This window comes from Psychrobacter sp., from assembly GCF_030454045.1.
GTDB lineage: Bacteria > Pseudomonadota > Gammaproteobacteria > Pseudomonadales > Moraxellaceae > Psychrobacter.
In genome coordinates, this window is record NZ_JAKDJE010000082.1 from 1 (window position 1) to 12284 (window position 12284).

Annotated in this window: 10 protein-coding genes; 7 read left to right on the forward strand and 3 right to left on the reverse strand. The window is 46.4% G+C overall.

Annotation, left to right across the window (positions count from 1 at the left end; all coding sequences use genetic code 11):
* Positions 1-149: 149 nt before the first annotated feature.
* The 3 genes from L0G63_RS11970 to L0G63_RS11980 all read left to right on the forward strand — a co-directional run bounded on the left by L0G63_RS11970 (position 150) and on the right by L0G63_RS11980 (position 3307).
* Complete coding sequence (locus L0G63_RS11970; protein ID WP_301450865.1) at positions 150-1238, forward strand: ABC transporter permease; 1089 nt, start codon at positions 150-152, stop codon at positions 1236-1238.
* A 113-nt stretch (positions 1239-1351) separates the two neighbouring features.
* On the forward strand, positions 1352-2440 hold the full coding sequence (locus L0G63_RS11975) for an iron chelate uptake ABC transporter family permease subunit (RefSeq protein ID WP_301450866.1): 1089 nt from the start codon (positions 1352-1354) through the stop codon (positions 2438-2440).
* Between the two features lie 108 nt (positions 2441-2548).
* The gene (locus tag L0G63_RS11980) at positions 2549-3307 is read left to right on the forward strand and encodes an ABC transporter ATP-binding protein (protein ID WP_301450867.1); all 759 of its coding nucleotides are present in this window, start codon (positions 2549-2551) and stop codon (positions 3305-3307) included.
* A 430-nt stretch (positions 3308-3737) separates the two neighbouring features.
* Here the strand turns inward: L0G63_RS11980 and L0G63_RS11985 are convergent, their stop codons facing one another.
* Positions 3738-5075, reverse strand: coding sequence for a PepSY domain-containing protein (locus L0G63_RS11985; RefSeq protein WP_301450868.1), 1338 nt, complete (start codon positions 5073-5075; stop codon positions 3738-3740).
* Between the two features lie 168 nt (positions 5076-5243).
* Positions 5244-7334 carry a TonB-dependent receptor gene (locus tag L0G63_RS11990; protein WP_301450869.1) on the reverse strand — a complete coding sequence of 697 codons (2091 nt, stop codon included), beginning with the start codon at positions 7332-7334 and terminating at the stop codon, positions 5244-5246.
* Positions 7335-7833: 499 nt separating this feature from the next.
* Between L0G63_RS11990 and L0G63_RS11995 the strand changes: the two genes are divergently transcribed.
* The 4 genes from L0G63_RS11995 to L0G63_RS12010 all read left to right on the forward strand — a co-directional run bounded on the left by L0G63_RS11995 (position 7834) and on the right by L0G63_RS12010 (position 11506).
* Positions 7834-8109 (forward strand): Trp family transcriptional regulator, encoded by a 276-nt coding sequence (locus tag L0G63_RS11995; protein ID WP_301450870.1) that lies wholly within the window; start codon positions 7834-7836, stop codon positions 8107-8109.
* A gap of 72 nt (positions 8110-8181) precedes the next feature.
* Positions 8182-9600, forward strand: a complete 1419-nt coding sequence (locus L0G63_RS12000) for an anthranilate synthase component I family protein (RefSeq protein ID WP_301450871.1) — start codon at positions 8182-8184, stop codon at positions 9598-9600.
* Positions 9601-9671: 71 nt separating this feature from the next.
* Positions 9672-10319 (forward strand): aminodeoxychorismate/anthranilate synthase component II, encoded by a 648-nt coding sequence (locus L0G63_RS12005; protein WP_301450872.1) that lies wholly within the window; start codon positions 9672-9674, stop codon positions 10317-10319.
* A 233-nt stretch (positions 10320-10552) separates the two neighbouring features.
* Entirely contained in the window at positions 10553-11506 is a 954-nt protein-coding gene (locus tag L0G63_RS12010; protein WP_301450873.1) for a DMT family transporter, read from the forward strand.
* A gap of 132 nt (positions 11507-11638) precedes the next feature.
* Here L0G63_RS12010 and L0G63_RS12015 read toward each other — a convergent pair whose 3' ends face one another.
* Positions 11639-12151, reverse strand: a complete 513-nt coding sequence (locus tag L0G63_RS12015; RefSeq protein ID WP_152978606.1) for a hypothetical protein — start codon at positions 12149-12151, stop codon at positions 11639-11641.
* Positions 12152-12284: the final 133 nt, after the last annotated feature.

Sequence of the window (12284 nt, forward strand, 5' to 3'; positions counted from 1 at the left end):
ATGCAGGCGTTCTATAATATTAATTAGCGTTGCACTTGGTGTGTTAATCTAAGATACCATTAAATCTCGCTGTATCTTTTTATAAAGAATCCACTATACGGGCAAACCTGATTCCATTTATCCCTGCTCACTTTATGCCAGTTGAGGTTATGTCATTATTTTCACACCGCACTCATGCCAGCCCCAAAGCCAATACGTCTCTACCAGCCTCAAACTGGCAACGACGCATCGGCGCTAATCAGCGTACGCGTACTGCAGCAATACCGCCATGGCTCATAAATACCGCAAGCCTTATAGTGATGGTGTTTTTGGTGGCGCTGAGCTTGTCGATTGGCGTGGCTGACTTTTCGTGGTCAGGTATTTTACAAAGTATCATTAGCCATAGCGCCAACGCTGATAGCGCACTCCTACTGGTGAGCCGTATTCCACGTACCGTTGCGATTGTTTTGACTGGCATTGCGATGGCAGTGGCAGGAATGATCATACAGGTGGTACTCAAAAACCGCTTTGTCGAGCCGTCCATGGTCGGTGCGACCCAAAGCGCGGCACTTGGCCTGTTGGTGGTCAGCCTGCTGTTTCCTGCCAGCGCGCTCATTGTAAAAATGGGCGTGGCGACCATTGCAGCCATGCTGGGTATGATGCTCTTTATGCTGCTGATTCATCGTATTCCGCCGACGGATTTTTTGATGATTCCGCTGATTGGTATTGTGTTTGGCGGCATCATTGAGGCGATCACCACCTTTATTGCCTATCAAACCGAGTCGTTACAGATGCTGAGCGTGTGGCAGTTTGGCGATTTTTCAGGCGTGTTAGCAGGGCGTTATGAATTGCTGTGGCTCACGGGTGGTCTATGTGTGCTCGCCTATATCATCGCTGATAAGCTCACCATCATCGGTCTGGGCGACAATATCGCGCTGAATTTAGGCATTAGTAAACGCCAAGTGACGTGGATTGGTGTGGGGATGGTGGCGATGATGAGTGCTGTGGTCGTGGTGACCGTTGGCATGATTCCTTTTATTGGCCTCGTCGTGCCCAATATCGTCAGCCGCATCATGGGGGATAAGCTCAGACGCAGTTTGCCTGCAGTCGCGCTACTGGGCGCTTCAGCCGTCTTGCTCTGCGATATTATTGGGCGCTCGATTCGCTATCCATTTGAAGTACCTGTTGCCACCGTCTTTGGTGTGGTCGGTACAGTGCTGTTTTTATGGCTGTTATTGCGCGCGCCTGTTGAACAGTAAGATTAAGTAAGAAGGCTCAATAATAAAATAGCCAGCGAGCATCGATTAACCATTCATTTACCGCCGTTCATTTTTTGCTTGAGTAGATAAGTTTGGCATCATAGGATTTATTTATGTTCTCACCGACTAAGCTTATTGCCACAAAGGCCCGTGCTATCAACACCAGTAGCGCATCAAACAGCGCATCTGCAGCAGGCAACCGGCCTGCAACCTCTGCTGTTCACAGTCGCTTTGCACAGTTTTGGGCATGGATAGCCAATCATCCAAAATCTATTGCAGCTATTGTTCTGCTCATCTCGATGGTTTTGTTTTTGACGCTCAATGTCAATGGTTATTGGGATTTTGCGCTACCGCTACGGGGCAAAAAGTTACTGGCGTTGATGGTGGTGGGTTATGCGATTGGGGTATCCACCTTACTGTTCCAGACCTTGACGCACAATCCGATTTTGACGCCCTCCCTACTCGGGTTTGATTCCCTCTATGTTTTGCTACAAAGCTTACTGTTGTTCTTTTTGGGCGCGATTAGCTTTACCAGTCTTGATCCTATTGCCAAGTTCACCCTTGAGCTGGTCTTGATGTTTGGTGCGTCTTTGTTGTTGTTTAAGCTACTGTTTTCTAAAAGCAGTCAGGATTTGACGCGCCTGATACTGGTCGGGGTGATCTTTGGCGTGCTGTTTCGCAGCTTATCAGCGCTCATTGCACGGCTGATTAACCCTGATGATTTTGTCGTCGTACAATCTGCCAGCTACGCACAATTCAACACTATCAATCCTCAGCTACTGGGCATTAGCCTATTTATCTGCGCCATCACGGCGGTATTTGTCTGGCGCTTACGTTATCAGTGCGACGTGCTTATGCTGGGTAAAGCGCAAGCCATCAACCTTGGTATCCATTATCAGCGCTTGGCATTTGGCCTACTAACCATCATTGCCGTGCTGGTCGCCACTGCAACGGCGTTGGTCGGCCCAGTGACCTTTTTTGGTCTGCTGGTTTGCGCATTGACCAATCGTATGGCGCGGCATATGTATCATAGCGAGCGGCTGATATTGGTCAGTTTGGTTGCGATGATCTGTCTGGTACTCGGTCAGACCGTCTTTGAGCAGCTGCTGGATATGGCAGGCGTGTTGTCCGTGGTGATTGAGCTTGCAGGCGGCCTCGTGTTTTTAGCGCTAATATTTATGTCTCAGCGCCGTATGTCCTAATAGATCGTTGAACTCCCTTTTATCACAGCCTCGATCATAGCTTTTATCATAGTTTTTATTACAACATTGAGCACAGTTTAGGTCACACTTTTAAAAATAAGACACTTTATGATTCATCTGAATAATATCTCTCATCATATTGGCAAACAACAGATCTTGCATGACATCACGCTGTCCTTGCCAGATGCGCAAGTGATTGCGTTGATTGGCCCCAACGGTGCGGGTAAGTCGACGCTGTTCTCGGTCATGGCACGCTTGCAGCCACTGCAATCTGGGCAGGTGAGTTTTGGTGAGCATGACATTGTGCAGTGTGAGGCGCGCACACTGGCCAAGACGGTCGCGATGCTCGGACAAGACAATCATGTGCAAGGACGCCTGCGCGTGCATGAGCTGTTGATGTTTGGTCGCTATCCGTATCATCAAGGACAGCCAACCGTAGACGATCAGCAAAAAGTGCAATCAATCCTTGAACGATTTGAGCTGGAGCCACTCGCGGGTCGATTTTTATCCACCCTTTCAGGGGGTCAACGCCAGCGGGTGCTGATTGCAATGATCGTCTGTCAAGACACGCCGTATTTGCTACTGGATGAGCCGCTCAACAACCTTGATATGTACCATGCTGGTCGACTCATGCGTGAGCTGCGCACGCTTAGCCGCAGCCAGCAAAAAACCGTGGTCATCGTGCTACATGATATCAACCAAGCGGCGCAGTTTGCCGACACGGTGGTGACGATGAAAGCAGGAGAAGTGACCGCGGTTGGTCACCCTGCTGATGTCATTACCCAAGAAACGATGAAAGATTTATACAATGTCGATGTCACTGTGCTCAATCATCAAGGTCGTCCTGTGATTGTGGATACGGTTTAAGTACAGTATTTCGCAAGCAACAGAAGAAATTATCGATGCATAAAGCGCTATTAAACAGTCGATGGATAAACTACAAAAACTTATCTCTACTCATTTTAGTAATAAGTTTTTGCCTGTTCATTTATTATGCTTTACATAAAGAGGTGTCAGATACCTTTTTTTGGTTAGGAATAACTTTATATGTTCTAAGATTAGTGATTATTCCTATGGATTTTACTCAAGATATTTCTTCTGTAGATTATACAAAAAACTACGATGAAAATAATAGTTGGCATAGGTGGGTCATGCTAGGTGAAAAGTTTGCGTGCTTCATTTTCACTGTTTGCATAGCATACGACATATTTTTGTTCTTAAAGTGATAACTAGGATATGGTTTTCATTTAGTAAATAATGATCTAAATGAAAACCATACCCTAAGAATATAAATATATCATCGGCCCTTTTGCAATGCCTTTAAACGCTGCTGTCGGCCTTTCCACCATAGATACACACCTGTCCCTGATAGCACCGCAACTGCCAGTCCAATCATTGCCAAAAATGCTTGATACAGTCGATGGCTCCAACCTTGACTGATATGTCCCATATGCAAGGTGGACAGCCATTGGTCTACTTTGTTACCAAAACCGCTTTGATAACCAAAATGAACGCGCGCAACCTCTCCTGTGGCAGCATCAACCGTAATGGATGACGCACCGCTGTGTGTACCAATATCTCTATCTGTTTTGAAACGCATTTGCCATTGCTCGTCCTCTGCAACCCAGCGGATACCCAATAACTGCTGTACAGCCGTGCCATTCTGCCGCGCCGCAATATCGGCTTGGGCACTCAGATAGGCAATGCTGTTGCTCTTATTGACTGCTTGAGCAATGGCATCCGCTGTATTGCGGCTATCGTTAACAGTCGTATTTGAGTTTATAGACTGATCTGCCCTACCCTGATTTTCTACTGTTTTATTCGGTTCAGGCTTGGTTGGCGGTCGCCCTCTTTCTCTTGGCGTCAGTCCGACCACTGCCTGCATCACAGGTTGATAGACGGCTTTTAGATTGAACCCAACGCTTGACCACGCGATGACAAACAGCATCCCCCATAGCCACAGACCAAACGCATGATGCACATCATAATTGAGCTTAAAGGTATTGGTCTTAGTGCGAATTTTCCATGCAGGAAGCCAGCGCTTAAACAACGAGGCGCGTTTTTTCTTGGTTAATGACATCGAAGCGCGTTTTTTGGTAGCACGCGGAAAGGTCAGATAGAATCCAATAAAACAATTAATCGTCCATACCAAGGAGACGATGCCCAAAAGCCATTTACCAATATTGCCCAGCAATAAATCACGATGCAGCCAAAACACCTTCCACATGGTGTTATGCCATGCCCATGCCTCCTTATCACGCGTACCGATAATCGCGCCGGTATAAGGGTTGACATAAACCTCATTAAAAGAAGGCTCAGGCGTGGTAGGCTTGCCGCCGCGCCATCTGTCTACCGAAAACACCGCTGACTTGCCCGCCTCAATGGTCGTCGGCAAACTTGAAAAACCATACTGCGGATAGGTACGGATCACACTATCATGCAGCGCAGCGACAGATTGTATCGGCGTGTTTTGTGCCTCGATACTGGCCAGCTTGTGATTAAACACATCATCAAGCTCATGATGAAAAGCGAGCAGCGCACCCGTGAGACTGGCAAGGATCAAAAAGGCTGCCATAGCAAGCCCAGTATAACGGTGAATCCACAAGCAGGCTTGACGAGGATTGAATGTAATCATGGGTCTTGGTTCTTTATTATATGTTGTTTGGGTAGGTATTTATCCGTTAGCGTCATTGCTGCTATAGCCAATCCAAAAGCCAGTAGACAATAAAAAGCCAGCTCCCATGTACAGACAGCTGACTCTATAAGTACGATTAGACTCAAACCAGATAAACTATAAACTATATTAGAACTGATACGTTAAAGACGTTTTGATATTACGTCCCATCTCAAAATCAGTATAGGCATCATCGATAGAGTTGCGCGATGCATGACTTGCATAAGTCTCATCAAAGATATTGTAAACACCTAGCGTGGCCTTTAGACCTTCGATTTGAGTTGGTGCATAAGTCATAAAGATATCATGCACGTCATAGCCTGGTTTTTCGTTGTCATCACCAGCGGTATTTGGTGTCACATCGGCGACATAAGTACTGCGCCAGCCAAGCTCGGTGGTGCTGGTTGGCGCGTAACCAAGATTGACCATGTACTTGTCACCAGACTCTGAGCCACTGCCGCTGACAGAAGAGATATTGTAACCCGTATCTTCGCCTTTGCTACGCGCACGAGCATAGCTTAGACCCATGTTAAAGTTATCTGCTCGATAATCGGCTGATAACTCTACGCCTTTGATCTTAAAATCTTCGTCATTATTAATGACACCTTGGCAGGCTTCAGGGGCAGCACTTGTACCTAGTTGCCCAGTGGTACAATTCATACCAGTTCTCCTGCCACCTGCACGTACGAACTCAATATAGTTTTCGATATTGGTTTCAAAGTATTTACCGCTTAGTTGTAGCGAATCATTAGCCGTAGTGAGATCACGCAAGGTGGTTACGACACCCACTTCAGCGTTATCACCCTCTTCTGCTTTTAGGTCGTTGTTAACCACTGTGCCAGCACCATCTCGATTAAAAATCGTTTGGCTCAAGTCTGGGCCGTTAAATAACTGGGTATAGCTAGCAAACACTTGCGTACGTGGCGCAATCTCGTAGCTGGCTGCTAGCGCACCGACGACATTGTCATACGTTTTACCACCAGCAATAAATTCTGGTGCCTCGTAACGGTCATAACGCACGCCTGGCGTCAGCGTCAGTTTGCCCATTTGCCATTGGTCTTCTAGATACACTGAGGTGTTTTTGGCGCTGTCTTTTCCTGATACCGGCAGTTTTGTTGTTCGGTCTTCAGCGCTATAAAAGTCTGACTGCTTTTTATAATGTTCTACCCCTGCGATCAATTTATGGCGTCCTGAGGCTGCATCAATCACACTGGTGTTTTCAATCTTAACACCTGTGGTTTTTACTTTTGCATCCCAATCATACCCTGAAACAGCCTCAATACCATTATCACGTAAAATTTGCGTTTCGGTTTGATAAACGGTGGTATCAACGTCAATGAGTGAGTTTGCTGGATTAAAGTTATGATCGAGCGTATAAGTATCGCGCTTCACCTGTTGCGGAATCGGTGGCTCAGAGCGACTCGGAAAGTCTGGGCGGAATGGAAAAACCCCTTCTTTATCAGTACGGCTAAAGCTTGCACCGACATGATGGTCATCACCAACATAAGCACCGGCTTTTAATAAGAAGCTCTCGCTCTCACTGTCTTCAAACAACTCACGGCCTTCACCGTCTTCACCTGAGCTGGTATCACGCTTGCCATAATACGCCAATAAATCCACATTATCAGACGGTGCGCCAAAAACGGTGGCTGACGTCAATAGCTCATCATTATTACTGGCATAACCGGCTTTTAGCTTGGCACCAATCTTTTGACCGGGCTTTAATAAATCTGCAGCATCTACCGTTTCAAACGCGACCGCGCCGCCTAAGGCATCATTACCGAGCGTCACTGAGTTATTGCCTACCGCCACATCCGCTTGTTTTAGCAAGTCAGGATCAATGGTGATATCGCCCATATGATAGAACAGCTTGCCCTCTTGGCGCGCGCCATCGACGGTGACTTTTAGGTTGCTGTCTTCAAGACCGCGAATACGAATGCGCTGGTTGACCGATGACGTACCGCCTACGCTTACCCCCGGTACGACGTCCAGAAAATCGCTCAGATGGCTTGCTTGAGCTGCTGGCGTATAGTCATCTATATAGACAGAGTCCTCTTGTACACTATCGCGGACAGAGCTATTTGCTGTCACGGTAATCGTTTGCAACGTCGTATTTGGCATATCTGCTGCCGTTGCAGCACTGGCCGCTTGTGCACACAATACCGCTGCTACACCCATAGATAGCACAGTCAATCTGCTAGATAACTTTACTTCGCGCATAACACATTTACTCACTTTTACTGTCAAAAATTAGAATTATTTGTAAAACCTGTCATAGAATAGTCCTGAAAATAGCGCCTATCAGAAGATTCAACACCTTAAAAACACTCAATCATATCGTGCAAATAACACTATTAATGCTAATGATAATGATTAGCGTTTAAATAAAGAGAGGCATAATAACTAAGTATTAACAATTTGGCAATAATTAATATCATACATTCTCAATTCTAGTACTTAGTACGCCAAGTGGACGTAGCAATACAACGCAGCAACGCTTGGTATTAACTATAAACATGCTATCGAATATGATGCTAACCACGAGTTGAATCTATATAAACAAAGCTTAAAAATCATCGCTTCTATAGCAGCCTGTTATTAACTTAGCTCATCACTTGTATTTCTTGTACTACTGTACTAGAATGCTGATACAAGCCGAGAGCTTCATGGTTATCCTGACTGTTTTTGATTAAGACGACTGATTATAAGACGATAATTTATGAGTACTGACCCTTATCACAGCTTACTGAGTCATCTGGCAAACTGTACTGATAGCGCAGAGATTGAAAAGCTACTCAGTGCCCTGCTGACGGATAAAGAGCAGCACGACATTGCTAACCGCATTCGTATCTTTGACTTGCTTGATCGAGGTATCACGCAGCGTGAAATCTCAGAGCAACTGGGCGTGGGTATTGCGACTGTCTCACGCGGTGCTAGAGCCATGCAAAACCATGATGTGAGCGCCCTCCTTGCCACGCATCGCCAGCACGCTTAAACGATTAACAACCATACTCTCTACCCTTTTATAAAATCACTGACCCATATTTGAACCATTTTGGACGCCGTTATGACCGCTATTACGCCCGCACAGACCCAGCCTGCGCCGATTGATATCCCAAGTAAACCGCAGCGCATCAAGCTCACACAGGATATTGATTTTTTTGCGTTATTCAAACGTATCGAGCGCGTGTTTGATACCTGTTATTTGCTCGAATCTTTGGGCGAAGACAGTCACATCTCACGCCATCATGCCATTGGTTTTGACCCTGTGATGACCATCGCTGCGCTTGATCGTCATACGCTCGCTATTACCGATAATAAAACCGCTGAAACGACACAGTATCACACGGACAATCCGTATCAGCTATTACGCGAGATAACGCCGCAGCACGTCATCGCGCGCGATCAAAGTGGTGGTCTCGTTGGCTACTTGGGTTATGACTGCGTCAATTTCTTTGAGCCAAGCCTGACGGCCAAAGCCAGTGACGACTTTGAGCCATTTAAATTTGGCGTCTATTTGGACGGCTTGACGCTCGATAAAATGACGGGCGAGATCTTTTATTTTTATTACCCGACCGCGCAACAAGACAATCGCATTGAGCAAATCAAAGCCCTACTTGATGAGCCAACGCCTAGCTACGAAGCACCCACAGTCGAATTCTTGGGCGATGGTATGAGCCAAGAAGAACATGCCAATGTGGTGATGCAGGTTAAAGAGGACATCATCTCAGGGCGTATTTTTCAATGTGAAGTAGGCTTTAAGTCCAAATATCGCATTGCTGGCGACAAGATGCCGATTTATGAAAAACTACGCGCGGTGAATCCTTCACCGCACATGTATTTTATGAAGTTTGCGCAGCAATGCATCATTGGCGCATCGCCTGAGCTACTGTTTCGCTTGCGTCAAGGCGAGATGGAAACCTATCCACTGGCAGGCACAGCCAAGCGCGGCGTCGATGTGGCAGAAGACCGCAAGTTGGCACGGGCGCTGCTCAACGATGATAAAGAAATTGCCGAGCACAATATGCTGGTTGATTTGCATCGCAACGATATCGGCCGCGTGGCACGATTTGGCACGGTAAAAGTGCGTAGCCTCATGGATATCAAACGCTTCTCACACGTACAGCATATCTCCTCAGAGATCGTTGGTATCTTGCACCCTGACGAAGATATGTTCAGCGCGCTTGCAAGCAACTTCCCTGCGGGTACGCTCTCAGGCGCTCCTAAAGTAGAAGCTATTAAGGTGATTAATGAGCTTGAGCCAGATGGTCGCGGCGCGTATGGCGGTGCACTCGGCTCATTTAATTTTAATGGCGATTGCATCTTTGCTATTCCGATTCGCAGCCTGTTTATCAATGGCGAGTCGGCCTACGCGCAGACCTGCGGCGGCAACGTCTATGACTCAAACCCAGCGGATGAGTATTTGGAGATTCAGCGCAAACTATCAGCAATGAAAGTGGTGCTCGACAGCTTTATGACAGCATAATTCATACTAAGCATCATCGCCAGCTGACACTATTTTACCCAGTTATATTTTTACAAAAGAGTTTATACACCATGAATGTGTTAATTATTGATAACTACGACTCGTTTACCTTCAACCTCTACCAGTATGTCGGCGAGATTTTGCAAACATTGGGCGATGAAACACAGAGCCGCGTCACCGTAAAGCGCAATAATGAGCTGACCCTTGCAGAGGTAGAAGCGATGAATCTGGATAGAATCATTATCTCACCTGGTCCTGGTTCCCCTGATGATCCTGCTTATTTTGGTATTTGCGCTGATGTCATTGAGACGCTGGGCAAGACCGTCCCACTGCTCGGCGTCTGCCTCGGTATGCAGGGCATCGCGCATGTATTCGGCGGCGATGTGATACGCGCGCATATCCCGATGCACGGTAAGGTCTCATCGATTCGCCATGATGGTAAAGGTATCTATCACGGCTTGCCCCAAGCGCTTGAGATCATGCGCTATCACTCACTGGTGGTCAAAGCCGATACCCTGCCCGACTGCTTGCAGATTACCTCGGTCGTTGCCAATGCGGACAATGGCGCGCTGGACTTTGACAAATCGGCGCTGAGCGGTGACGAAATCATGGGCGTCAGACACAAAGACTATCCAATTCAAGGCGTACAATTTCACCCTGAATCCTTTGCTACCGAAGGTGCTAAGCGGTTGCTGAGTAATTTTTTATTGCAGGTGTAAGTGCTACTATCTAGCCACGCTTTCTAGCCACGCTTTCTATTTCAAATGACAATCGATTAAATTTACACCACATCCTAGTAGCGATTTACGATCTTTTAATGATAGAATAAAACAACAAACAAAAGACAACCCTTAACAGGTTGTCTTTTCTTATTGCAGTATGGTTTGGCGCGCTTACATCACAGACGCTCAGGCAACCCTCAATGTCATTTAGATCGTAAGAAGAACTCAGTATGGCAAATCTCGAGAGCACAGCGGCGATACCCGCGCATCAGTCATGGATAGGCATTGTCCAAATCATCACCGCAGCGACCTGCTGGGGGACACTTGGGATATTCTCAACCTACCTCAATCAAATGGGCTTTAGTGGTTGGCAAGTCACAATATTACGCATCGTGACGGCGGCAGTGATTGTGCTGGCCATGTTACCGACCCTATGGCCGCAGCTGATGAAGCTGAGCGCCAGACAGTGGTTTGGCTTGGCGATGCAGTCGATAGTCGGCGTGCTCGGTATGACCGTCTGCTATTTTTTTGCTGTCAGTTATGTTGGCGCGGGCCCTGCGGTGGCTTTGCTTTATACCGCGCCCGTGTTTAGCCTGCTATTCTCAAAGTTTTTGCTCAGTGAGTCCATCACGCGCAAATCTATCGCGCTGGCATTCATGGCAGTGTTTGGGGTTGGGCTGACGATGCTGGGTGAGCAAGCAGAGGTCAATTGGGGTATTTTGCTCGGCTTAGCATCAGGGATGTGCTACTCCTTATACGGCGTGCTCGGTAAGCGCGCGATGCATGACGCGCACCCTGCCCCGTTGGTGTTTTTTACCTCTGTGGTCATCAGCGCGGGCGGACTTCTATTACTGCCTGAGACGTATCAGACATACACGCAGCTACTTACCCTGCCATTATCGACTTGGGGTTATGTGCTTGGGCTGTCGCTCTTGGGTACGGTTGTGCCCTTTGGCCTGTATATGAAAGCGCTGGAGAAATTGCCTGCCTCTCGTGCATCTGTGTTTACGATTTTTGAGCCGTTGACGGCGATTGCGCTGGCAATGATACTGCTACATCAAGCTTTGTCTTGGATTCAATATCTGGGCGTGACACTGATTTTGCTGGCGGCGTTGTTAAATGCAGTGGTCAATGGCACGACCACGCGCGTTCCTCGCTGGCTTAAAAGACGGCAAACGGTCTAGCCCTGTTATTTGGTTGTCTGGCAGGGTGCGATAGCCAAATTTGGATTAAAAAACGACGCAATAGATAGGCTTGATTAATGGTATAAACTTCAAGTTAAATTAAAATGATCATTTATAATCTATGAATTAGAACTATTTATCATGCAACGCTCTTCCATCTGGCAATCCAAATAAAACTAAGATCTTATCCAGGTTGCACTTATCTGAAGGTGTGGTTTTTAAGCCTTTTAGAATATAGCCGTTAGGATTATCTTTAGAAGTTAGAGTCCCTCCAGCGCTTATAGTATCGCCTACTTGGTAAATGACATTAAAATATTTTAAAGTCTGATTCTTTTTATCCCAGCTCGAAACCCCGTATGGTAGCAGCGGTACGGCTTTGTGTGGGCCATACTGGAAATAAATACATTCATTTTCGTATTTAAGCTGTACATTTACACCTTGTAAAATTTCACTCTCATTGAGATCGGAAAAATTGAAAGGGTAAGTATAAAATAAACCCTGACCACTAGTAGAAGAGTAATGAACTAAAGGCATAGTACTTTGAGAATAGTCCTTTGCTACTTTCATGTCTTTCGAAGGAGAGGTTGTAACTTGACAAGCAGTCAACAAAACGCAAAAGAAAATTGATACGTTACGAATATTCAAACCAGCTCCTTTAAGCACTAGGTTAAGAGTGTTTTTAACTTTATTAAAACATCAATATAAATAAAAAAAAGTTTTAATATATTAGGGTGTGTATAGAATTCAAATCAGGGGCAACCAGATAAAGACACAAGCG